This is a genomic window from Algoriphagus aquaeductus (genome assembly GCF_003253485.1).
In the GTDB taxonomy this organism is placed as follows: Bacteria; Bacteroidota; Bacteroidia; order Cytophagales; family Cyclobacteriaceae; genus Algoriphagus; species Algoriphagus aquaeductus.
Genome location: NZ_QKTX01000004.1, coordinates 19,339 through 41,997, shown reverse-complemented (window position 1 = coordinate 41,997; position 22,659 = coordinate 19,339). Strand labels below are relative to the sequence as shown.

At 45.2% G+C, this 22,659-nt stretch carries 19 protein-coding genes; 14 read left to right on the top strand and 5 right to left on the bottom strand.

Annotated elements, in window-relative coordinates:
* Positions 1-3: 3 nt before the first annotated feature.
* The 12 genes from CLV31_RS06480 to CLV31_RS06425 all read left to right on the top strand — a co-directional run bounded on the left by CLV31_RS06480 (position 4) and on the right by CLV31_RS06425 (position 8,934).
* Positions 4-696: a glycosyltransferase family 2 protein gene (locus CLV31_RS06480; protein ID WP_111392076.1), complete on the top strand. Its 693-nt coding sequence runs from the start codon at positions 4-6 to the stop codon at positions 694-696.
* A 19-nt stretch (positions 697-715) separates the two neighbouring features.
* On the top strand, positions 716-1,018 hold the full coding sequence (locus CLV31_RS06475) for a nucleotidyltransferase family protein (protein WP_111392075.1): 303 nt from the start codon (positions 716-718) through the stop codon (positions 1,016-1,018).
* On the top strand, positions 1,008-1,361 hold the full coding sequence (locus CLV31_RS06470; protein ID WP_111392074.1) for a HepT-like ribonuclease domain-containing protein: 354 nt from the start codon (positions 1,008-1,010) through the stop codon (positions 1,359-1,361). The genes CLV31_RS06475 and CLV31_RS06470 overlap by 11 nt, the downstream gene beginning before the upstream one ends.
* Positions 1,315-2,241, top strand: coding sequence for a hypothetical protein (locus CLV31_RS06465; protein ID WP_245943339.1), 927 nt, complete (start codon positions 1,315-1,317; stop codon positions 2,239-2,241). Before CLV31_RS06470 ends, CLV31_RS06465 begins: the two co-directional genes overlap by 47 nt.
* Before the next feature lie 44 nt (positions 2,242-2,285).
* On the top strand, positions 2,286-3,563 hold the full coding sequence (locus CLV31_RS06460; RefSeq protein WP_146250873.1) for a glycosyltransferase family 87 protein: 1,278 nt from the start codon (positions 2,286-2,288) through the stop codon (positions 3,561-3,563).
* Between the two features lie 182 nt (positions 3,564-3,745).
* Positions 3,746-4,477 carry a hypothetical protein gene (locus CLV31_RS06455; protein ID WP_111392072.1) on the top strand — a complete coding sequence of 244 codons (732 nt, stop codon included), beginning with the start codon at positions 3,746-3,748 and terminating at the stop codon, positions 4,475-4,477.
* Positions 4,478-4,651: 174 nt separating this feature from the next.
* Positions 4,652-5,404: a DUF6503 family protein gene (locus tag CLV31_RS06450; protein ID WP_111392071.1), complete on the top strand. Its 753-nt coding sequence runs from the start codon at positions 4,652-4,654 to the stop codon at positions 5,402-5,404.
* Positions 5,405-5,407: 3 nt separating this feature from the next.
* Positions 5,408-6,445: a glycoside hydrolase family 113 gene (locus CLV31_RS06445; protein WP_245943338.1), complete on the top strand. Its 1,038-nt coding sequence runs from the start codon at positions 5,408-5,410 to the stop codon at positions 6,443-6,445.
* 38 nt (positions 6,446-6,483) lie between these two features.
* Positions 6,484-6,717 (top strand): hypothetical protein, encoded by a 234-nt coding sequence (locus CLV31_RS06440; protein ID WP_111392070.1) that lies wholly within the window; start codon positions 6,484-6,486, stop codon positions 6,715-6,717.
* Positions 6,707-7,036: a type II toxin-antitoxin system RelE/ParE family toxin gene (locus CLV31_RS06435; protein ID WP_111392069.1), complete on the top strand. Its 330-nt coding sequence runs from the start codon at positions 6,707-6,709 to the stop codon at positions 7,034-7,036. The genes CLV31_RS06440 and CLV31_RS06435 overlap by 11 nt, the downstream gene beginning before the upstream one ends.
* 123 nt (positions 7,037-7,159) lie before the next feature.
* On the top strand, positions 7,160-7,369 hold the full coding sequence (locus tag CLV31_RS06430; protein WP_111392068.1) for a YgaP family membrane protein: 210 nt from the start codon (positions 7,160-7,162) through the stop codon (positions 7,367-7,369).
* A gap of 158 nt (positions 7,370-7,527) precedes the next feature.
* Complete coding sequence (locus CLV31_RS06425) at positions 7,528-8,934, top strand: Gfo/Idh/MocA family protein (protein ID WP_111392067.1); 1,407 nt, start codon at positions 7,528-7,530, stop codon at positions 8,932-8,934.
* A gap of 7 nt (positions 8,935-8,941) precedes the next feature.
* On the opposite strand, the gene CLV31_RS06420 is transcribed toward CLV31_RS06425, so the two are convergent.
* From CLV31_RS06420 to CLV31_RS06405, 4 genes are all read right to left on the bottom strand, one after another.
* Positions 8,942-14,068 carry an adenylate/guanylate cyclase domain-containing protein gene (locus CLV31_RS06420; protein WP_111392066.1) on the bottom strand — a complete coding sequence of 1,709 codons (5,127 nt, stop codon included), beginning with the start codon at positions 14,066-14,068 and terminating at the stop codon, positions 8,942-8,944.
* 6 nt (positions 14,069-14,074) lie between these two features.
* A complete protein-coding gene (locus tag CLV31_RS06415; protein WP_181452581.1) occupies positions 14,075-16,252 on the bottom strand; it encodes a carotenoid oxygenase family protein in 2,178 nt (725 codons plus the stop codon).
* Positions 16,253-16,508: 256 nt separating this feature from the next.
* Positions 16,509-17,348 (bottom strand): 3-keto-disaccharide hydrolase, encoded by an 840-nt coding sequence (locus tag CLV31_RS06410; protein WP_111392064.1) that lies wholly within the window; start codon positions 17,346-17,348, stop codon positions 16,509-16,511.
* Positions 17,345-18,139, bottom strand: a complete 795-nt coding sequence (locus tag CLV31_RS06405; protein WP_111392063.1) for an endonuclease/exonuclease/phosphatase family protein — start codon at positions 18,137-18,139, stop codon at positions 17,345-17,347. The genes CLV31_RS06410 and CLV31_RS06405 overlap by 4 nt, the downstream gene beginning before the upstream one ends.
* Before the next feature lie 227 nt (positions 18,140-18,366).
* Here CLV31_RS06405 and CLV31_RS06400 point away from each other — a divergent pair, with 227 nt between their 5' ends.
* Positions 18,367-19,974, top strand: a complete 1,608-nt coding sequence (locus tag CLV31_RS06400; protein WP_111392062.1) for a DUF748 domain-containing protein — start codon at positions 18,367-18,369, stop codon at positions 19,972-19,974.
* A gap of 258 nt (positions 19,975-20,232) precedes the next feature.
* The gene (locus tag CLV31_RS06395; protein ID WP_111392061.1) at positions 20,233-21,624 is read left to right on the top strand and encodes a S8 family peptidase; all 1,392 of its coding nucleotides are present in this window, start codon (positions 20,233-20,235) and stop codon (positions 21,622-21,624) included.
* 348 nt (positions 21,625-21,972) lie between these two features.
* On the opposite strand, the gene CLV31_RS06385 is transcribed toward CLV31_RS06395, so the two are convergent.
* The gene (locus CLV31_RS06385) at positions 21,973-22,590 is read right to left on the bottom strand and encodes an FMN-binding negative transcriptional regulator (protein ID WP_111392059.1); all 618 of its coding nucleotides are present in this window, start codon (positions 22,588-22,590) and stop codon (positions 21,973-21,975) included.
* Between the last annotated feature and the right edge of the window lie 69 nt (positions 22,591-22,659).

Genomic DNA, 22,659 nt, shown 5'->3' with positions numbered 1-22,659 from the left:
TCCATGAATCACCCGCCGATTATTGACGTCATTATTCCCGCGTACAACGAGGAAAAGTCCATCCCAAAAGTCATTGCCGAGATTCCAAAGTTTGTCCGTCACATAGTCGTGGCCAATAACAACTCGACAGACCAAACCGGAAAAGTAGCCGAAGCTGCAAGAGCCAAAGTCGTCTTCGAAGCCCAAAAAGGCTATGGAAAAGCATGTCTGACGGCCATGGATTGGATCAAAAATCAGGAAATCCAGCCGGATATCGTGGTGTTTTTGGATGGAGACTATAGCGACTTTCCGGAGGAAATGAGCGATTTGGTGCAGCCGATTTTGGATGGAAAAGCCGATATGGTCATCGGGTCAAGAGCCTTGGGGCAACGCGAAAGCGGTTCCATGACTTTTCCACAGGTCTTTGGCAACTGGCTGGCAACGACGATGATGAAGTTCATCCAAGGGGCTAAATTCTCCGACTTGGGTCCTTTTCGGGCGATTGTATGGGAAAAACTGTTAGACATAAATATGATCGATCAAAACTTCGGCTGGACCATCGAGATGCAGATCAAAGCCCATAAAGCTGGCCTTCGCTATACCGAAGTTCCGGTCAACTATCGCAAGCGCATCGGAGTCTCCAAAGTCAGCGGCACGGTCAAAGGAGTGATTGGGGCGGGGTATAAGATTATTTTTACGATATTTCGTTATTGGTAAAACTCAACTGATCCAAGCCATGCAAAATCTTTCACCCTACCTTCCGGCGATCCAAAAGCTTTGCAAACTCCAAGGGGTAAAGTCTCTTTATGCCTTTGGTTCGGTTTTGACTGATCGATTTGGGCAGGAAAGTGACGTGGATTTGATTGTGGATTTATACGAGAATGATCCACTGGAATACTCCGAAAAATATTTCAATCTTAAGTTCGGTTTGGAAGAAATCCTTGGAAGACCGGTGGATTTGTTGGAAGAGAGATCGGATTTGAATCCCGTGGTCAAAAAGGAAATCGAGCGTTCCAAGATGATGATCTATGAAGGGTAAGATCTTGAGTAGGTTGTTGGATATAAAGACGGCTGTTGACCAAATTTTTGATTTTTTGCCCATGCCCAGAGATTATTTTGAGTTTAAAAAGGATCTCAAAACCCAGAAGGCGGTTGAGCGAAATATTGAGATCATCGGAGAAGCGGTCAATCAAATCCTAAAAGCACATCCTGAAATAGAAATTTCTAATTCAAGGAAAATTGTGGATACTAGAAATAGAATCATTCATGGTTATGACTCTGTTTCTTCAGAAACCATTTGGGGGATTTCCATTAAAAACTTGCCTAAACTCAAAGATGAAACCGAGCAACTCATTAAGCAATTTGACGCCAAAGACGATTAAAGGCCTGAAGCCGATTTTGGCTTTGGTTATTCTTTCATTTTTTGCAGCATGCAGCTCCTCCGGCCGAGAAGGGGTAGAAGAAGAGCAATTCGCCAAGTATTGGTATCAGGGAAAGGCGGAAATCAATGTCTTTGACCTGCAGCAAAGTCGCTATGGAGAGATTCGGCCGGGAAAAGCGGTGATGATCTTTGTGACGGAGGATTTTTCCAAATCCAAACAAGTCAAGCTCGATAATCCTCAGGATCGACCTTCTGATGCTCAAAAGGTGTTGAAACTGAACATGACCCGGGATTTTGTAACTGGAGTCTATCCTTATCACACTATGCTTTCGGTTTTTACGCCTGTCTATGAGGAAGTTTCTTCCCCAAAATTGACATCCTCGGTAACCGAATGGTGCGGGCAGTCCTTCACCCAGCTCAATTTCAAATCCGGAAAATACAACGCCAAGCTGTTTTCCTATTTCGAATCGGAAGGCGATGTGGAATCGAAAATAGATGCAAAAGCCGAAGAGGAGCTTTTCAATCTGATCCGGTTAAATCCGGACCTAGTGCCCATGGGAAATATCAAATTGATTCCAAGCTTGATTTTTCAGCGCTTTTCGCACATTCCACTCAAGGCTGAGGAAGCGACACTTTCCAAAAAAGATCTGGGGTCTAATCAAGGTGAAATCGAGGTCATTTATTCCAAGATTGGAAGAAAAATCTCCATCCGCTACCAGCAGTTTTTTCCTTTCGAGATCTTAGGTTTCACCGAAACTTGGACCAAATCAGACGGAAAACAGGAAGTGACCATGGCAACCCGTACCAATATGCAGCTGCTTGAGTATTGGAAGCAGAATGAGAAAGTGTACGAACCTTTGAGAAAGGATTTGGGGCTTTGATCTCATCAGTCAAAACAAGTCTAAAATACGCCATCGTTACAGCGATGGCAATAATCTTGTTTTTTCTTTCACAAGTGCCGAGAGAGGCGTTTGATTTGACTTTTTTGCTGTTTTCGATGGCTTTTGCAGGAATGGCCGGGCTGTTTTTTTTAGCAGGAGAAAAGCTCAGGTTTCGTAAGGTGTTATTCGCAGGACTGCTGCTTCGATTGGCTGTTTTTCCATTTGCTCCTCAGTGGTCAGATGACTTTGTTCGATTCCTTTGGGATGGAGAAATGCTTAAAATCGGCCAGAATCCCTACGTTCAAACACCTCGGGAATGGCAAGAGGGAAACGTTGATCCTGATAATGCCTACAGAAATCTTCTGTTTGAGAACCTGAATTCTCCCGATTATTATTCCGTCTATCCACCGCTCAATCAGGCGATTTTCTGGTTGGGAGCCCAAGTTTCGATGGGCTTTGTTTGGAATGGGTATTATGTCCTTCGCCTAGTTTTACTGTTGGGCGAAATCGGCGTTTTTATACTCCTTTGGAAGTTGTTGATGGCGTTTCAGTTTTCGGTCAAACGAATCTTCTGGTATTGGTTTAATCCCTTGGTGATTATGGAAGTCACGGGAAATCTTCATTTTGAGGGCTTGGTGCTGCTGTTTCTTTTGGCATCGATTTGTGCAATACAAAAAGGGAAATTGGGCTTATCCGGTGGATTCTGGGGCTTGGCGATTGGGATGAAGCTACTTCCCCTGATGCTAGGTCCGGCATTTTTGGCTTTTGAGAAATCGAGAAAATCGGTCCGGTTTTGGGTTGGAACTACACTTGCTGTCATCGTTTGTTTCATTCCCATTTTGATCGATGAATCGTGGGTCAATTTTGCCCAAAGTATCAAATTGTATCAGGGCAAATTTGAGTTTAACGCCTCGATCTATTACTTGCTTCGTGAAGTGGGGTATTGGATTGAGGGATATAATACGATCGCTTTTTTGACGAAAATCCTCAGTTTGTCTACAGTTATCCTGATCGGGTATTTTTCCCGGAAGAGGCAACCAAAATCCCTCTTCGAACTCGTTGATTTGATGGTACTGATTTACCTGATTTATCTGCTGCTTCAGCCCGTTGTGCATCCTTGGTATATTTTACCGGCTTTGGGATTGAGTGTGATACGGGGGAAATTGACGGTTTTGCTCTGGAGCTTAGGAGCGATCTTCTCCTATCAGGCCTATGGAAATGTTGATTTCCAAGAGCAGTCTATATTTCTGATTTTGGAGTATGGTCTGGTAGTTCTGGGAATCTATTTGGATTACTTTTCTAAAAGGAACAAAACCACATAGACACATAGGAGTCACATAGCTTTTTTATTAATTCTTTATGCAATGTTTTCCATGTGCCTATGTGGTTAAAAAAAATCGGTTCTTTTGATATGAATTAATTTCTGTCTGTAAAAATCACGACAACTATTCTGAGGCTACTTTTTTGAGAAAATTCAAATGATTAAAACCTATAATTTCGCTTTATGAAACTATTCCTTCGAACTCTTCTTCTACTCACTTTAGCCTTTCAATTTGCTTGTACCAAAAGCCCTGAGCAGCAAGCCCAAGACCTGTTGGAAAAATCCATCGAAGCTCATGGAGGTCAGGAAGCTTGGGAGAATCTGTCCCAACTTAAATTCCGGAAATGGACCCGCCTTTTGGACGAAAACGGCAACATAGAATCCGAACTCGATCAGTGGCATGAGTTTCGGTTTCAGCCCTTTTTCGAAGGAAAAATCACTTGGCAAAAGGATAGCATTCAGCACGAAATTCACTGGGATGGAGCTAAAATCCGCTATCAAATGGGCGGTAATGAGGTGCAAAACGAGGGCTTTTTAGCGGCCAAAAAGAAGGATTTTGATGCTGCTTTTTACACCGTAGCTCAGCCTTGGAAATTGATGGATAAAGGGGGAAAGCTGATTTATGAAGGAAAGCGAACGCTTGAAAATGGTGCCGAAGTCGAATCCATCCGCGTGGATTATGGTCAGGATTCGGATACCTGGTGGTACTTTTTTGATCCCGTAACTTTCTTGATGGTCGGAAATGAAGTTCAACTCAAAGATCACCGCAGTTTGGTCTATGACCTTTCCGGAGAAGATGTGGAGGGACTCAAGTTGCACGGCACCAGAGAAAGCTGGCGAGTCAATGAAAAAGGCGAACGCTTGTTTCTCCGGGCAGAGTATCGGTATTTAGAGTATCAGGTTGAAAAACAGTAGAAAGAAGATTGAAATACTAGTGAGATACACTGGAGATACACCTCCCTTCGGTCGGTGAAATATACTTCGCGAGATATTTTTAAGCATTTCTAACTCTGAAGGAGTTATTATTTCAATTCTATCTCTATGTATTTCAACTGAATTTCCAGCATATTTCCCCTTATCTTTAAGACTATGAAAATCACCCAATTTCTTTTCTTGTTGGTTATTGTTGCTTCAGCTATTTCCTGCAAGCAGCGAACAGAAGCAGAAAAAATCGTCGATGCCGCCATTGAAGCGCATGGTGGCGACACCTACGAGCAGGTGAAAATCGACTTTGATTTTCGCAACATACATTACACCATTTTCAAGTCTCCTACTGCTTATGAATACATCCGTGAGTTTACCGACTCTACTGGGACAGTGCGAGATGTATTAAACAACACCGGATTTACCCGAACAGTCAATGGTGTGAAAATAGATACACTTACCGAAGAGCGAATCGGAGCATTTTCGCGTTCGGTCAATTCCGTAGCTTATTTTGCTTTTTTACCTTACGGACTCAATGACCCTGCTGCGGTCAAAACTCTGGTTGGTGAGACTGAGATCAAAGGAGAGAAATACGACCTCATCCGGGTAACATTCAAAGCTGAAGGCGGAGGAGATCACTACGAGGATGAGTTTTTGTACTGGTTTGGCAAGGAAGATCACCTGATGGATTACATGGCGTACCTGTACTTTACCGATGGGGGTGGAGTGAGGCTTCGTGAAGTCAGTGGAGTACAGGAAGTGGGTGGAATCCGATTCCAAAACTACCTCAATTACAAACCTGCTGATAAAGACACCCCACTCGACAGGATGCAGGAGCTCTTTGAAGCGGGAAGCTTAGAGAAACTTTCTGAAATCAACCTGGAAAATATCCGAGTCGAAGCCCTTCCTAAAAATTAATCGATGTCAAAGCCCGCACATGCAAAATACCTGTTCAGCTCAGTGGGCTTTGTTTTTTTGTTTGCCCTAGGTTGGTGGGCACTTCCCGAAGAAGAATTGATCAAGGCAGAAGAAAAGTGGAAAGGCGTCTGTTGGGTAGGCAGCAGGCAGCCGCTTGCCGGGGGAGAAGTGGCAACCTTATCTGCCACAGGTGCAAATGCCCTCTCTCAAACCCCTTTCGGTTGGCAATCTGAAAAGCATTCCCCGGAAATCCGTTGGGACATGAGCAATGAGCGCCGCTGGTGGGGAGAGTCTCCGCTTGGAATCAAATCAACCATTGATTCTACTTCCCAATTTGGAATGATGAATATGATGAAGCCCCATCTCTGGGTGAGGGAAGGCTGGGTAGGAGAGATCGAGATGCAATCCGAAGAAGACTGGAAAAGCTGGTTTGCCAACTATCAAGCGTTTATTCTGGACTATGCCCGATTGGCGGAGGAGCTGAAAATGCCTATGCTGTGTGTGGGAACAGAGCTTGAAAAGACTTCGACCAAGGAAAAAGAATGGAGGGCTGTGATCGCTGAAGTTCGAAAAGTGTATTCCGGAAAATTGACCTATGCCGCCAACTTCACCGAGTTTGAGCAGGTCAAATTCTGGGATGCGCTGGATTATATTGGGGTGCAGGCCTATTTTCCCTTGTCCAAAAATCATAACCCGTCGCTTCAGGAACTTACTCAGTCTTGGAATTCCCACCTTCCATCGATCGAAAAGGTAATCCGAAAATTCAAAAAACCGGTTCTTTTCACCGAAATCGGCTATTGCAATACGGTTGATGCCGCTGTACAACCCTGGGTGTGGCCTAATGAACGCCGTGAGACTGAGTTTTCGGAGCAAGTTCAGGCGCTTTGTTATGAGGCATTTTTTCAAACTGCCTGGAAAAAGGATTGGTTGGCTGGGGTATTTTTTTGGAAGTGGTATCCGCAGCGACATGATCGCGAACCTGATTTTACTCCTCAAGGGAAGGAGGCGGAAAAAGTGATGAAAGCGTATTTTTCGGATTGAATTTTAATTTTTGAGACATTTTCGACTAAATTCCAGTTATGAATCCAACGAGCAAATCAATGAAAGAGGTAATCATAAAAGTGCCTGAGGAAAAGTATAAGTTCTTTATGGAGCTTGTCCATAGCCTTGGGTTCGACTCTGTTAGATCTGAATTAGGAGATTCAGATGAGGAAGTTGTGGAAAATCTGAAAAATGGTTTTCAGGAACTTAAGGAAATTAAAGCAGGCAAAGTAAAAGGAACACCTGTTGAAGACTTTTTAAATGAGCTTTGAAGTTTTAGTTTCTTCAAACTTCAAAAAGGAAGCAAAAAGACTTTCGAAAAAATATCCTTCTCTTAAAAACGAGATAAGGATTTTGGCGAAAAATCTAAAAGAAAATCCCGAAATGGGTACCTCCCTCGGGGGTGATATTTTTAAAATTCGCATGGCTATCCAATCCAAAGGCAGAGGGAAATCAGCCGGAGCTAGAGTGATCACTTTCGTCCTTTTTCCTGATTTCAAGATTTTTTTGTTATCTATTTACGATAAAAGCGAACAAAGCTCAATTTCGCTAGAGAAGATAAAATCTCTAATTTCTGAGGAATTAGGTTGAATCAATTCCATTGAAAATCACCCCTCTTTGTGACTTTTGTCATGGTTGCTTAAGGTGGTTGGGCGTAGCTTTACTTCAGATTTAAAGCCAAACAGTCCTTTCTTTACCTAAGCTCACGACGCCATGAAAAAGAACATGGGAAATATCGATAAGTCGATCCGTCTCTTGGTTGCGGCCGTGTTAACTGCCCTGTATTTTCTTGGCGTCGTCGACGGTACTCTGGGTGTTGTTGCGCTGGTGATTGTCGGGGTTTTTGTCCTGACCAGTGTCATCAGTTTTTGTCCGCTTTATGCCCTGTTTGGAATTAATACCTGCAAGACTAAGTCCGCCTGAGGGTGGTTTGGAATATAGATAATTGATAGTGCTTTCAAATTGAGGGAAAGGCCGGAGGTAATTGCTTCCGGCTTTTTTTCTTTCTGACAGTCGGTACGGACTTTTTTAAAATTTTTAGTAAATAGCCACTGCAAAACACCAAAAAATATTCCAGTGCTATGAATAAACGAAGAGAATTTTTGAAGTCCACCGGTTTGGCGGGATTAGGACTTTTTGGAGCAGGCAGTGCCTTGGCCGATGGGTTTCAACAGCTTCCTTTGGAAGCAAAGTATGGAGCGAGTCGGGTTCAATCCTTCAATATGTGCGGATTTGCTGCGCCAAAGATCGAGACGGTCCGAATTGGAGTAGTGGGTTTGGGTATGCGAGGCCCTGGAGCAGTAGATCGACTGAGCAAAATCGAAGGGGTAGAGATCAAAGCCCTCTGTGACCTTTTGCCCGAGCGGGCCGAAAAGGCCAAAAAATCGCTCGAAGGCACCATCCATAAGCCGGAACTCTACTCGGGAAGTGCCTTTGCCTGGAAAAAAATGTGTGAGCGTCCTGATCTGGATCTCATCTATATCGCCACCCCTTGGGAATGGCACGTGCCGATGGCAGTTTTTGCCATGGAAACCGGAAAGCATACCGCCGTAGAAGTGCCCGCTGCCCGTACGCTGGACGAATGCTGGCAATTGGTAGAGACTTCTGAGCGCACCAAAAAGCATTGCATGCAGTTGGAAAATTGCTGTTACGATTTTTTTGAAATCATGACCCTGAAAATGGCCCGAGAGGGATTTTTTGGGGAAGTACTGCATGTCGAAGGAGCTTATATCCATGATTTGCTTTCGCTCAATTTTGCAAAGGAAAAAGGCTATCAGGGCATGTGGAGACTGGAGGAAAACTTCCGAAATGGAAATTTGTATCCCACGCATGGCCTGGGTCCGATCTGCCAGATTTTGGATATCAATCGGGGAGATCAGATGGATTACCTGACTTCGGTCTCTTCAGCAGATTTTCAAATGAAGAAAAAGGCACAAGAACTGGCCGAGCAGGATGTGTTTTGGAATGACTACGCCACCAAAAACTATCGAGGTAACATGAATACTACGGTGGTGAAGACCAAAAAGGGTAAATCGATTATGATCCAGCATGATGTGACTTCACCTCGTCCCTATTCCAGACTTCATGTGGTCAGCGGGACAGAAGGCTATGCCCAAAAGTACCCCGATCAAAAAGTATCCAAAGGCCATAATTGGATGAAAGAAGACGAAATGATGGCGCTAAAAGAAAAATATACGCCCGAAATCGTCCAAAAAGTAGGCGAGCTTGCCAAACAAATCGGCGGACACGGTGGAATGGACTTTATGATGGATTGGAGACTGATTGACTGCCTGAGAAATGGCCTTCCGCTTGATCAGGACGTGTATGATGCCGCACTTTGGAGCTGTATCACTCCGCTTAGTGAGTGGTCGGTGGCCAATCGATCCAACTCGATCGATGTGCCGGATTTTACAGGAGGGAACTGGAAAACCAACAAGCCGGTCGATATTACGCTTAATGGAGGAGGGACAACCAAAGTAAGAGTGTAATCGTATTTCAGGAGAGCTTTGATTGGGGGTGATTCACAAAATACATGTGCATCGCCCCTTTGTTTTTTACGGGTATTTCTCCCCGGTGCTGGCATTCAAAATGGCCGGCAATTGCCCTGTAATGGTCATCGGAGATATTGATTTTTCCCGGTTCAGAATTGCTCTCCATTCGGGAAGCGATATTGACAGTATCACCCCAGATGTCATAGGCAAATTTTTTGGTCCCCACCACTCCTGCCACTACAGGGCCGGAATGAATGCCTATTCGGATGGCAAATGGTGCTTGGTCGATCGTTTTCCGCTCCTGATTATAAGCATCAACAAATTCCAGAATTTTAAAACCTGCTTTGACCATCCGAATTGCGTGGTCAGCAGAGGGGGTGGGGATTCCCCCGGCTGCCATATAGGCATCACCGATGGTTTTGATTTTTTCCAATCCATATTCTTCCATGATTTCATCAAACCTGGTGAAAAACTGGTGGAGATTTTTTACCAAATGATCGGGAGTCATCGCCTGGGCCACCGTAGTAAAGTCTTTGATATCGATAAACATCACCGAAACATTTTCATGGTGCCTTGCTGCAGCCTCTCCATTGATCATCAATTCGGAGGCGATTTCTTTAGGAAGAATGTTGAGGAGCAGGGAGTCACTTTTCTGCTTTTCTTCCTCTAATTGCCGAGTCCGTTCCTGGACCAGGTTTTCCAGGTTTTCATACAAGAGGGCATTTTCTATGATTCCTCCAATTTGCCCGGCCATCAGCCTCATTAGACTGATATGCCCTTTTTGAAAGGCATTGCCGGTCTGACTATGGGTTAGGTAGATCATCCCGGAAATTTTCGATTGACTGATGAAAGGAATGCAAAGAACAGATTTGAGATTTTTTCGCTGTACGACCTCATCTGAATCATAGGGTTTGGTGTGGATTGCATCTCCTAAAAGTACCGGCTCTTTGGAAGCTTTGGCAAAATTGACCAGGCCGGTGCTCACTTCAGGATAGGATTCGAGTTTTGTTTTGGGAAAATGGGTGTGCAGACTGTGATTGGCCAAGGTAGATACTTCTACAATCCACTCCCCGTTTCGATTAATCAAAAAATGACCTTCCTGTGCCCCTGAATTTTCCATGGCATAGGTGATCAGTTTTTCCAGCAAGGATTCCAGTTTGATTTCACTGATCAGGGCATCCATGGTTTTGACCAGGGTCAGAGTATCGATGGAGGCGAGTTCGATAGAGCCTGAGGTTTTTTGCCCGGAAAATCCGGAGTTCGTCTGCTGCGTATTTTCCGCTTGTGGATCCTCCAAAATCAACTGATGGACTTTTCCAGGTGACTGGAGTAGGTTGGCCAGCTTAATTGCCTGATTTCGGTGGACTTCACTTTTGGGATGGTTTTGTCGGGCCAATTGAAGGCTGTATACTTCGTGGAGCAACAACAAATACCTAGGCTGATTCAGTTTTTCAAAATGGCGGATGGCCTCCTCGACCAGAGTTTGGTTGACAGATCCGGTGTGTTGTCCACGGAGAATAGCCTGTAAAAACTGTCCTACCGGCTTTCCAAATTCCGGGTTGATGGCCTCAATCTTTTTGAAATGATTCAGGCTTTGTTTGAGCACCTTTTGCAGTGCTTCCCGCTTGACTAAGGGATGATACTGGCAGAGCAAATAGGCGGCATTTAGCCCCCGGCATAGCTCGAAATATTGAAGGGAAACATCCAGTGGCTGATTTTTGGAAAACTCCTTTGCCTTTTGAAAATGTTCAAACGCTACTTCGTTTTTTCCAAACCATAGCGTAGTAATTCCTTTGAACCCATGGTAGGTATAGAGGAACACTTTGTTTTTTTCCTCCTTGGCTTTGATGTATTCAGGCTCTTTGTTTTGGAGTAGTTCATCGAGTTTTTCGGGATAGGTTTTGGCATCGGCTTTCAGTACTGCGATGCTGTTCAGAATCCCTTTGATCATGTCTTCCTGGCTCGAAAAATTGTATTGCCTCAAGAATCTGATCAGCTCTTCGGTATCTTGGTGGAGGCTTTTGAAATCTTTTCCGATATGAAAATCCACCACCACCTGGAAGAATTGATTCCAGCAGGCATACTCCATATTACCGGTTGCAATGCCATTTTGATAACCTTCGGCAGCAACTGGAATGGAGTCGTTGGAGTTTTCCAATAAATAGCCGACAAAAAAAACATGGATGAATTTGACTGTGGCTGCAAATTTTTTCAAATCCTCATGCTCTACCAGTTTTCGACACTCTTGTACAATCCGGTATCCGTCTGCCGGTTTGTTCATTGCTGATGCCCGAATGATCCCATAACTGGCGATGCCGACCAGGGATTCCGGACTCAAGCCATGCTTCAGGGTCAGCTTGAGCATCAGGAAAATCAGCAAAGGATAAGTCTCGATATTGGCAAAATAATAGGCAGGGAAAGCGGCCGAAATCAATTTAAACAAAGCGATGATTTGAGGATCTTCAGCTCGGGGCAGGGTGCTGAGTTTGGCAATTTTTCCGGAAGGAAGCTTAAACTGCATTTTGACCGCTTCCCAGATGATCTGCAGGGTCGAAGCTTTGTCCGGAATTTGATATCCGGATTCTTGCAGCGCTTTTTGCGTGATCAAAATAGCACTATGGGGCTGATTGGCGTAGGAGAGTGATCTCACAATGACCTCATAGACCAAAATCCGGTCGGTCTGACTTTGGGCCAAACCAAAGGCTTGGTTTTCGAAGAGTTGTCGTTTTTCTTCGTTTTTGATGAGAAAAGCATACTCCAGCAGATTGAGAGAAATGGAGAATCGTTCAGCCGGAGGAAGTTTCGATTCTAGGAGGTCAAGTCCTTTGATAGTCAGCTGAAGAGCGGATTCAAAAGCTGCCGAAGAGGCAGATTTATTTCCTGCCTGGAGGAGAATCCGGGCTGCTTTTTCGCTGTGGGCCGAATCCTTGAGAAAGGAATAGCCCAGAGAGAGGTGGGTGCCGATTTCGATGGATTTTTCAGTCAATTCTCTGTCGGTCAACCGATCGAGAAAGATCTTTCCCACTTCAAAATGCCGCTTTTCTTTTTCTTCTCCTTCCAAAAGGGAATAGACCGCCTGTTGGATCCTCGCATGAGCAAAGCGGAACCTGACATCTTTTCCCTGTTCAGAATAGTATTCGGGTATAAATCGGTAATCATTGCCTACGGGCACCAAAGATCCCTCCTGAATCAGAGGCCAGAGAAACCGGTGGATAGCCGCTGCCTCCTGACCCGAGATCATTTCGAGCTGGTGAATGGAAAACTCCAGTCCAAATACGGAAGCAATTTTGACCATGGTCAAGGCATCTTGATCCAATTCCCTGATTTTATCCAAAAGTAGATCGACGACTTCATCGCTGAGGTTGAGGGAATAGATCAGGTGAAGATTCCAGGTCCAGCGGTTTTTGGGGTAATCAAATGTCAATAGCTTTTGGCTGTAAAGCAGCTCGAGGAGTTTGGTGATGGAGAAAGGATTGCCCTTGGTTTTGGAATGTACCAAAACGGCAAACTCCCGGACTTCTTCCTCGCTGGCTTTCAGCGTGTCATACAGCAATTGGATGACATCTTCTCTCAGAAGAGGCTGAAGTTGGAGTTGATAGCTGTGGACCTGGGCCGAGGGTTCATTTCCGCTCAGCAGTTGGTCCAGCGTGGTTTTGAGCGAATTATCAAAATGCCCGGATTGATCCCGAAAGGCAACAATCAAAAGTAGGTGTTTCAATCCGTAATTGCTCAGAAGCGAATTGAGCAGTTCCACTGCGGCTTCATTGGCCCACTGGTAATCATCCAGAAACAAGACCACGGGAGCATCTTCCCGGGCTATACTTTGGAGGAAAGCATTGATGGCAAACTGGAGGCGTTGCTGATTTTCAAAGCCTTTGAGTGGCAAGAGTTCAGGCTGATCGGTCAGGATCAGTTCGAGGTTGGGAGCTAAGTCAAAAAGAATTCGGCCGAGACCCTTGGTTTCTTTTCTGATTCGGTCGGCCCAGAGTTGCTGGGTTTCCGGAGAAGAGATCAAGAGCCAATCCGCAAATTGGCGGAATGCTTTTTCAAATGCCAAATAGGGGGTCTGCCTGTCCATCACATCAAACGCTCCACTAAGGAAAAACCCACTGTTACCGCTGATTTTGCGGTATAGCTCCTGGCATAAAATACTTTTTCCAACCCCGCTTTGTCCCGAAATGGTCAGCAATACTTTTTCCCCTTTCAGCGCTTTGGCATAGGCCAGTTCGAGTGTCTTGACTTCAGCTTCTCTTCCGTATAGTTTTTGGGATATCGTGAGTCGGGAAGAGATGTCCTGGAGTCCCGGCCTGAAATGTTTGATTCGGGTATGGGAGGTTTCCAAATCCAGAACCAGATTGAGATCGGAAAGCAGGCCTGCAATGGATTGGTATCGGTCTTCTGCATTTTTGGAGAGCAGCTTGAGGATGATTTGGTCTATCGGCTTGCTGATACTCCTTTTCAATTCAGAAGGAGGGAGCGGAGCTATCGCCAGGTGGCAATGGATCAATTTCAACAGATCTTCTTCCAGAAAAGGAGGACGACCGCAGATCATTTCATAAAAAGTGGCCCCCAATCCATAATAATCACTCCGGTAGTCAATTTTGCGGTTCATTCTCCCGGTCTGCTCCGGGGAGATGTACTCCATGGTGCCGATGAGCTGGGGATTTTGCTCGTATTGAAGCTCCAGATTTTCGATGGTAGAGCCAAACTCATAATCAATCAGCGTGACTGACTGCTCCTTCAAGTTGCAGATAAAATTTCGGGGGTTGACATCATTGTGAAGGATATTTTTCTGGTGAAGGTGTTGGAGTTCTTCGGCCAGTAAGAGGGCGATTTGGAGAAATTCATGGGAGTCCATTCCTCCGCTTGGAATCAGTTCCTTCAGGCTTTTGCCGAAGATGAATTTTCGGAGCATGACCAACCTTCCCTGATGGAGTACTACACCGGAATTCATCTCAGGATGAAAGGATTTGACCGTAATACTCGATTCGTTGAAGAGTCTGCCTTGATCCCCCGTTAGATCCTCTTTGATCAAGACTTCCTCATGAGTCGCCTGACCTTTGAAAATACGGCTGCGCGAGCTCTCATGAATTAATTCGAGATCTGTGATTTGGGGGGAATCGATGATCATATGGGACTAGTTGAAGTGGGGGTACACATGGGTTTCGAAGAATTCTTCGAGCATTTTCCGATCCACTCCAAGTTCAAGATTTTTCAACACTTCGTCATAATCCGATCTGACCGGAATGATGAATTTTTGGTCTGAAGGCTGGGCTTCAGGGATCCAGGAGGTGTGGAGGGTAAATGCAAATTTGATTTTGGGGTGAGACAGCTTGCAAATAGGACCTTTGGCTATGGTTTGGGCATCAAAAATCCAAAATTCAGAGCGGTAGGCAGTCGGATTCACCGGGGAATTGCCAACCTGTACCGGGCAGACCAGATAGCCGTCTAGCTCCGGGTCAAGGGTTGGACGAGGTGTTTTTCTGGGGATGAAATGAACTCCACGAGGGAATACATTCCGGTCAAACTGGAAATATTCTTCCGGTTGCATGGTCTCCACGTTGAGCCGGGTCATGCCAAAAGGCAATTCTTTTTCAGTGAGTTTTTTGATAAGCTCCAGGTCGATTTCCCGATGCTTATAATCTTTGTACAGGTTGTAAATAAACTGGGTGAGCAGATTTTTTGTAGTCCCGTCGCTGAGGTACCAGAGTTGCTTGATTTCCCGGACCGGCTCATCCGCAGACAAAATTCCACGATAGCCATAGAGAGAGATTGCCCAGGTATTGGGTCCTAAGTTTTCTTCATTGTACTTACCGGCATCGCCGTATACTTGCGATTGATCGGTGAGGAGGGTTAGTTTTTCCGCATCTATTTTCCACTTGCCGATTCGGCTGATATCCATGCTTCCTACCGCAAAAAGGCTGTAATAATCCGGATCTACAGGTCGCTTGTCCAAAGCTCTGATGTCAAATGTTCGCACCCATTCGGCGATGCAGGTGGCTGCATTGTGAATACCTACCAGTGTGATCACCCCGTTGGGATTTGCGTAGTTGCAGCTGTAATGGATCGTCTCCAAAGGGATCGGCAGATCCAATCGGTAAGCAATCGCAAACCCTCCCTGAGGCTTGAGTTCCCTTCGCTTGATGATATAAGTGGTGGTAAAAGGCTCCATTTTGACGGTAGCCAATCTTCGGATCAGACGCTCGATGATTTTGCTTTCGGGAAATGGATTGTCAAAAAGCATGTCCATGGCAAACTTAAAGGAGCAGTCAGTCAGGATAATGTAGTCTTCGGTGAGGCCCATTTGATGCATGCACTCATAGATGGCCAGTTTACTTCCATCTTGGTCACTTAGCGTCCAGGAAGTAAGGGCTCCTTCTCCTTTCCAAAGCAAGAGATTCATAAAAACATCTCCCTTTGGTTCTTCGGGATCGTGTTTTTTTCCGCCGACGTGGTCATTGAGATGGTGAAAAAACTGATTGACCCGAGACTTGACCTGCTCGGTGTCTTCATGATCCACGAGTTCATTGGCAAGCGCTTCCAGCTTGGATTTGAAGAGGTGTCGATTATGCTTGAGGTGGTGGAGGGATTGTTCTAAGTGGGTGTAGGAACCTTTGTTTTTGGAATAGTTGACGGTGAAAAGCTCTTGGGTGATCGGATCAAAGGCCGGGTGGGCCGAGGTCTGAATCAAGCCAAATGGCCAAGGGACCATCGGGGGCTGTGCCGTCATCCACTCCCTTGCACGGCCTACGGGTGTGACCAATTCCAGGGTTTTGGGATCGAGGACATAGGGTCGGCCCACATCGTAGGTGGCGAGAAGGCTACCATTGATTTGGTTTTTAAATTTTATAGGCTGTGTAGCAGTGTTCAGTTGGTTTCTTCCGCCCAGTACCATGCTCATTCGGGTGATTCCCATGTTGTGAAAGCCCATCAAACCATGGTGTTTGGTCCCTTCCTTAGTCGCTTCATCGGCATAGTAGCAAGGGGTTTTCATCAGTTTGGTTTTAACTTTTGGATTGGGATTTGGGTTGAAATCCAGTTGAATCACAAATCCGTCTCCGTTCATGATGGGACTTCCATATTCGGGATTGTCTTCCCCATTGGCCTTTTTCTTGGGAAAGGGGAGACCTCCGGAGTTGACCGAACCCACAGGAAAAGAAACATGAAATACACCGTGGATGTCCTCGGGAAGTTTCCCCTCTTTTACCTCAAGTGTGCCTTCAAATTCCTCCCGTGAAGTGCTGAGCAGTGGTTCTTTTGGAGTCCCGTTTTTGGACTTTTTATCTCGCTTTTTTCTAAAAATATTAAATATCATGGCTAGAAATTTTAGCAGCTTCATTTCGAAAGGGCTATTTAGTTAGCATTCGGATCCTTTCATGGAAGATAAGTTAAAAAATGTCGGAAAAAGGTATGGGTTTAGGGAAATAATTTAGATTCTCTGGAATTTTTCCAAATTTTATTCTTGAAATGGTCCAAAATATTTCGTTTTGCCTTGGTTTCCCTTAAAAAAAAGCCCGTCTGCCAAATCTGAATTCAGCAAGACGGGCAAACGTGCTTGAATGGGATGCTTTTCAGTCTTTCAGCCCTTCATTTACCCATTTTTTGAGTTGTTCCGGCTGGTCTTTTACCGGTGACAAATCAATCAGGGCCACTCTTTTAAAATCAATCGGATGACTTTCGCTTTGCAGACTGATGTAGCCGCCTTCGATGAGTTTGCCATCTTTTTTCACCTCAGGGTCCACAGGAGAGACATTCCCTCCGCCGATTTGAGGTTGGTAATAACTGATGACCGTGTCCATTCCGACTAGGTGGTGAACTTCCCGGTCTCCCAAGACGATAAAATTGGCTTTTACCCATTGATCGCCGTGGTAGGTTTCCGATTGGGAATTGATGCAATGAGGAGTGAAAAGCTTGTCATCCATGACCACATGGGTTCCAGGGGTGCAGAGATTGCAAGTGCTGCGCTTGTCTGTCCCATTTCCACCGAGAAACTGCGCCTCGATCGAGATCGGGAAATCCTGATCTTTCAGCATGGTCTTTGGGTCTTGCCCGTGCAGCATGGCCCCGCTGTTTCGTAGAGCCCAGCCTTCGCCTCCGGGGCATTGCTCGCCGACAAACCGATATTCGACCGTCAACAGGTAGTAGGTAAAAGGCTCTTTGTAGAAAATATGTCCGTATTGTTGATCAAACTTCTCATACCCGTCATAGCGGACTTTCATCAAACCATCTTCTACCCGAAATGTATTGGCAAAGTTGACTCCCAATTCGTGAGTTCGGATTTTGGGAGTCCAGTCTGTTAGGTCTTTACCATTGAAAAGTTCGATCCATTTGTGTTCATCCTTTTTGACAGAAAAATGGAAAAATGAAGCAGCTAGGAGTAGGGTTCCGATGGCGAGCAGTTTGTTTTTCATGGGGTTTCTTTTTTCATCCTGAGAACGGCCCAAACCGGATAGTGGTCGGAGTAGGGCAAGTCCAGAACTTTGTATTCTACTAGTTCAAATTTTCGGGAATCATACCAGATGTAGTCAATTCTTGCACCGGATTCGGCAGTTCCATAGGTGTGTTGAGTGTTTCCGGCTTCTGCACCGGCTTCTTTCCAATGACTGGGTATTCGGCTGTATTCGGGTGAATCTGGCGTAAAATTAAAGTCTCCAGCCAGAATTACAGGTTTGTTCAAGGTTTCGGCATAGGTGAAAAGCGAATCAACCTGGGCGATACGATTGGCTTCGAATTCATGACAAAGGTGGGTGCCCCCAAAGTAAAATTCCTCTAAAGTTTTGAGCTCCGCTTTTACCCAAGCTGCAGCCCTGGGTTCTCCACCGGCTGGATTGGGTAGTTTTTGGGTATGATATTGAGATCCTTTTTTGACCAGAAGTCCCTCTCCGTAGGCACCCCCATCAAAATCCATGGCTTTGGCAAAGTAACCCCGATAGCCGGTATCTCGGATCATTCGCTTGATCAGGTCCAGGGAATCCGGGTAGATGCTGAGGTAACGCCCTGTGAGCGAATCCACCTCCTGAAGGGCAATGACCTCGGGTTGCATCAAAACAAAAAGGTCACTGATTTTTTCAAGATTTGGAGTACCCGGCTTATCCGGAGATTCGCCATGAAAAATATTGTAGGTTAAAATTTTGATTTCCTGAGCGTTGGTATTGCCAAACCAAATCCAGGAAAACAAGAATAAGAGTAAGGATTGCTTCATTTCCAAATGTAAAAAATTGTACTCTATAGCGGCTGCAAATTTTTCAAACGGGTAAAATTCCTTCAGGACCGTAAGGTTTTTGATCAGGGGGCATTTTTTATTATCAGACTGTCAGGTTGGGTGAAGCTACCGGTTCGCCTCTGCCAATTTTCAGTTTGTTTGATTATCTTACCTTCTAGTGGCACTTCTATGGGATATCCAAGGGCTACTTTTTCACTTCTTTTTCTATGAAAAAACTCTTTAGTGTTCTTTTGATTCTGATTTTTCTGATTGGATTCGGTCTCTACTTGGGAGTTTATCTCGGAGAACGGTGGATCAATAAAAATCTCGTGGGGATAATCAATGCCAATCCGGACCGAAACTACGACATCAGCTTTGAAAAAGTGGAATACGATCTTTTCAGGCGGGTGATCTCCGTCAATGGGTTACGGATTCGGCCTGTGGGAAAGCCATCCGGCACCTTTGTGGAAGGAGAGGTGGCTCAGGCATTTTTGAGTTCATTCGACATCACCAAACTGTTTTTTAGGAGGATTTTGGACATTCAGGAATTGCGCTTTTACCAACCGGTTTTTCAGGTATTCATCCCGGTGGATACCCCTGAGGAGGATCAGGCCGGAGAGGCATTTCAAAGTCTTTTTGGAGATATTCTTTCCAGAGGAGGGATACGAAATTTTCAATTGGGGAATGCCCATTCGACTATTTTTCTGGGTGATGAGGTGATCGGAAGCGTCATTAATCTGAATATTGTAGCCAATGATCTGAGTACAGATTCTGTCCAATGGAGCCACCCTATTCCTTTTGAATACGGCAGAATCAGGATGTCTATTGATAGTCTGGGATACCTGCTGACCAATGGGCAAGAACTGAAAATCGGAAAGGTGAATTTTGATACCAAAGCCCAGACTTTTTTGGTGGAGGACGTGATGTTGAGGTTTCCGGAAGGATTGGAAGCCGCTTCCCGAAAGTTGGATTTTCAGACAGATTTGATCGAAGTCCATTTGGACAGTTTGTATTTTCAGGGCTTTGAAGCCACCAGCAATTTTTATTCGGATTTGGACTTGAGAGCGCAAAAGCTGGAATTAGCAGGATTTAGGCTGACGGATTTCAGGAATAAATTCAAGCCCAGACCTGTTGAGGAGGCGAAACCCATGTTTCAGGGTATGATCCAAAAAATCGGATTTCCACTCAAGCTCGACACGCTTTTGATTCGAAACGGGAATATTACCTATGGTGAAAATGTGCCCCCATCGGGAGAGCATTGGGATATCCATTTTACTCACTTGGAAGGGACGGTGACCCGAATTACTTCCATTCCGGAATATCAAATGATCTACTCCCATTTTGATGCGAAAATCAAGGGAAAAATCGAAGGGAAAGGAAATCTGGATATGGATCTTCAGGTTCCCTACGACCGGGATGAATTTCGGCTTTCCGCCGATTTCAGAAATTTTAAATTGACCGAGATCAATGCGATCCTCAAGCCCATCATGAATGGGGATATTGTCGATGGTCAACTCCACCGGATGAATCTGGATATCCACGCCAATCCCCGGGAAGCACGTGTCAATTTTGTTTTCGACTACACGGATTTGAAAATTGAACTTTTTAAGAAGGGAACCCAAAAGAAAAACAAATTGCTCTCCTCAGTGGCCAATCTGGCATTGAATCACTCCAATATGCCGGGGGACCGAAAGTACCTGACTCCTTCCTATACGCTGAGAAGGAATGTGTATCGGGGACCTTTTTACCTGATGTGGCAAAGCACCAAAGAAGGGATGTTGAATATCGTGCCCGGGGGTGCAGCGAAGGATATTTTAAGATCCTCTGAGAAATAGGTTTTCTAAATCAGAGCTGTTTATCCTTATTTTTTACCGATCAAGGGGTTAATCAACCATAGAAAAGGATTCCTGGGAATAATTATTCTAAAAATAAAATTTAAAAATTAGTTCAAATTGAAATAAACGGTAAGATTTTAGGAATAAAGTGCTGTTTTGTTTATCCAAAAAAAATATTTATTGAAAGGTGGATGAAGGTATTGTGAATGTTCTGATGAACGGCTACATTTCCAAAATACCATTAACCAAATTTACCTTATGAGAAAACTTTATTCTGTGCTGTCTTTTTCCGCCCTATTGGGTGTAGCAGCCTCTTGCGGTGAAATCATCGAAAATGAAGTAGCCGTGTCTGACGCGGTTCAGCGCGTTACCCATCAGGAATTCGTTCCGGGTCAATTATTGATCAAGTATAAGACTACCACTGTTGGAACCCGGCTTTCACAGGACATCCTTTCGATGATTCAGGCTGAAGTAGTGGAGGAAATCAAAACCGGAGCCATGGAACTGGCAAATGCCCGGAAAGGCGGTCCCAATGGAGACCTTCTTTTAGTCCAAAGTAACCTGGGTACGTTGGAGGCCATTGAGCGTCTGCGCAATATGCCGGAAGTGGAATATGCCGAACCCAACTGGGTTTACCAGCACTTCGCCACTTCAAATGACACCTATTTTTCCAGCGGTCAGCTTTGGGGAATGTCTGCCAATAATAACCAATTTGGCTCCCGGGCCAATGAGGCCTGGGCTGAAAATAAGTTGGGTTCGGCTACAGTTTACATCGGTATCATCGATGAAGGATACATGTATGATCATGAAGACCTTGCGGCCAATGCCGGAGTTAATCCGGGTGAAATCGCCGGAAACGGTGTAGATGACGATGGAAACGGACTGGTGGATGATGTCTATGGTTGGGATTTTGACGGAAACAACAATACCGTTTTCGACGGTACAGGCGATGATCATGGTACTCACGTAGCCGGTACGATCGGTGGTGTAGGCGGTAATGGAAAAGGAGTGGCCGGTGTGGTTTGGAATGTGAAAATGATCGGTGCCAAGTTTTTGGGATCCAGAGGCGGCACTACAGCCAATGCCATCAAATCGGTGGATTACTTCACCGATTTGAAGACTCGTCATGGTTTGAAAATTGTTGCCACCAACAACTCCTGGGGTGGAGGAGGCTTTTCACAAGCCCTGAAGGACGCCATAGACCGGGCAGATGCCGCAGGCATTTTGTTTATCGCAGCAGCAGGTAACTCCGGCACAAACAATGATGCCACACCCAGCTATCCTTCCAGTTATACTTCTCCCAACATTATTGCCGTGGCTTCGATTACCAGTTCTGGTGCGTTATCCTCGTTTTCTCAGTATGGAGCCACTTCAGTTGATATCGGAGCTCCTGGTTCAGGGATTTGGTCTACCGTGCCGGTGGCTGTAGGCAAAGGAAAGAATGCCTCAATCGGATCCGGATATGCCAGCTACAACGGTACCTCCATGGCCACTCCACATGTGTCCGGAGCAGCAGCCTTGTATGCTTCATTGAATCCTTCGGCCACGGCTGCCCAGATCAAAAATGCCATCTTGAGCTCGGCCACCCCTACTGCTTCACTTTCAGGCCGGGTGGTGACTAATGGCCGCCTCAATGTATCAGGATTTTAAACCCATTGAATAGGTATTAATAGCTGAAGAGCCCCGATTGGGGCTCTTTTTTTGTCCTTTTTCCCAGCTTTAAACATGACAGGTTTTCAAAACTTGCCCTGTTTTTTAAGGATTATCTGCTTTCTTACCAGTACGCTTACCGAGCTTATGAATTTTCTCAAAAAGGTTGAAATCAAGAATTCTTCGGTCCTTGTATTGAGCTTGTCGAAGTATCGGTCGCCTGTGCCGAGCACCTTACCGACGAGAGTCGGGAAGTCTGAAGCATCTGACCCATTAATCAAAGCCAATTTGGTTGGTGATGCTATTGCGGAAAACCATGGGTTTTTCAGATTTTTTTGAAAACCGAAGCTAAGGCCTTCTTTTTCTCATCTCAGCAGCCACTTCTTGATCCATCGGCAGCTCACTTTCCTCAAGCTTGGCAATGATATTTTGATAGTTGACTTCATCCCGATTTTGAGAAAGCTTGGCGCTTGCCTGGACTTCGGTGATGCTGATTTCTATTCCTACCAAGGCTCGAATCTGACTTTCTACGTAGGCTTCGCTCATGGTTTCTACCTGTACCCGGTTGGGACGGCCCTGTTCATAGATATTCACCAGGGTCTTCAGGTGATGCATCAATTCTTCTCCTTCGATCATCCGGATTTTACCATAGATATGCACAGCGAGGTAGTTCCAGGTTGGGACATTTTCATGGTTGTACCAGGAGGAAGAAATATAGGCATGGGGCCCTTGGAAAAGGACCAACACATCTTCGTTTTCAGGAAGCTGTTTCCACTGCGCGTTAGCCTTGGCAAGATGTCCATGTAAAACGGCCTGACCGTTTGGATTTTGATCCAGTACCAAAGGCAGGTGGGTGGCCCAAGGACGACCGTCGGCCATGGAAATCAGACTGCCGAAGGCATTTTTCCGGATAAATTCGATGACTTCAGGTTCGCTTTCCCAAGCATTGAGAGGATGGATATACATGAGTGAATCAAATTACAAACTTCAAAAGTTGCCCAAACTTCCTCAACCCACAAAAATTACCCTTACTTT

Excerpts from the sequence above, each read along its gene's own strand:
- CLV31_RS06430 (WP_111392068.1), top strand. The coding sequence starts at position 7,160 with ATGAAAAAGAACATGGGAAATATCGATAAGTCGATCCGTCTCTTGGTT.
- CLV31_RS06435 (WP_111392069.1), top strand. The coding sequence starts at position 6,707 with ATGAGCTTTGAAGTTTTAGTTTCTTCAAACTTCAAAAAGGAAGCAAAA.
- CLV31_RS06420 (WP_111392066.1), bottom strand. The coding sequence starts at position 14,068 with ATGATCATCGATTCCCCCCAAATCACAGATCTCGAATTAATTCATGAG.
- CLV31_RS06410 (WP_111392064.1), bottom strand. The coding sequence starts at position 17,348 with ATGAAAAACAAACTGCTCGCCATCGGAACCCTACTCCTAGCTGCTTCA.
- CLV31_RS06450 (WP_111392071.1), top strand. The coding sequence starts at position 4,652 with ATGAAAATCACCCAATTTCTTTTCTTGTTGGTTATTGTTGCTTCAGCT.
- CLV31_RS06445 (WP_245943338.1), top strand. The coding sequence starts at position 5,408 with ATGTCAAAGCCCGCACATGCAAAATACCTGTTCAGCTCAGTGGGCTTT.
- CLV31_RS06425 (WP_111392067.1), top strand. The coding sequence starts at position 7,528 with ATGAATAAACGAAGAGAATTTTTGAAGTCCACCGGTTTGGCGGGATTA.
- CLV31_RS06470 (WP_111392074.1), top strand. The coding sequence starts at position 1,008 with ATGAAGGGTAAGATCTTGAGTAGGTTGTTGGATATAAAGACGGCTGTT.
- CLV31_RS06400 (WP_111392062.1), top strand. The coding sequence starts at position 18,367 with ATGAAAAAACTCTTTAGTGTTCTTTTGATTCTGATTTTTCTGATTGGA.
- CLV31_RS06415 (WP_181452581.1), bottom strand. The coding sequence starts at position 16,252 with ATGATATTTAATATTTTTAGAAAAAAGCGAGATAAAAAGTCCAAAAAC.
- CLV31_RS06385 (WP_111392059.1), bottom strand. The coding sequence starts at position 22,590 with ATGTATATCCATCCTCTCAATGCTTGGGAAAGCGAACCTGAAGTCATC.
- CLV31_RS06465 (WP_245943339.1), top strand. The coding sequence starts at position 1,315 with ATGAAACCGAGCAACTCATTAAGCAATTTGACGCCAAAGACGATTAAA.
- CLV31_RS06395 (WP_111392061.1), top strand. The coding sequence starts at position 20,233 with ATGAGAAAACTTTATTCTGTGCTGTCTTTTTCCGCCCTATTGGGTGTA.
- CLV31_RS06475 (WP_111392075.1), top strand. The coding sequence starts at position 716 with ATGCAAAATCTTTCACCCTACCTTCCGGCGATCCAAAAGCTTTGCAAA.
- CLV31_RS06405 (WP_111392063.1), bottom strand. The coding sequence starts at position 18,139 with ATGAAGCAATCCTTACTCTTATTCTTGTTTTCCTGGATTTGGTTTGGC.
- CLV31_RS06455 (WP_111392072.1), top strand. The coding sequence starts at position 3,746 with ATGAAACTATTCCTTCGAACTCTTCTTCTACTCACTTTAGCCTTTCAA.
- CLV31_RS06480 (WP_111392076.1), top strand. The coding sequence starts at position 4 with ATGAATCACCCGCCGATTATTGACGTCATTATTCCCGCGTACAACGAG.
- CLV31_RS06440 (WP_111392070.1), top strand. The coding sequence starts at position 6,484 with ATGAATCCAACGAGCAAATCAATGAAAGAGGTAATCATAAAAGTGCCT.
- CLV31_RS06460 (WP_146250873.1), top strand. The coding sequence starts at position 2,286 with ATGGCAATAATCTTGTTTTTTCTTTCACAAGTGCCGAGAGAGGCGTTT.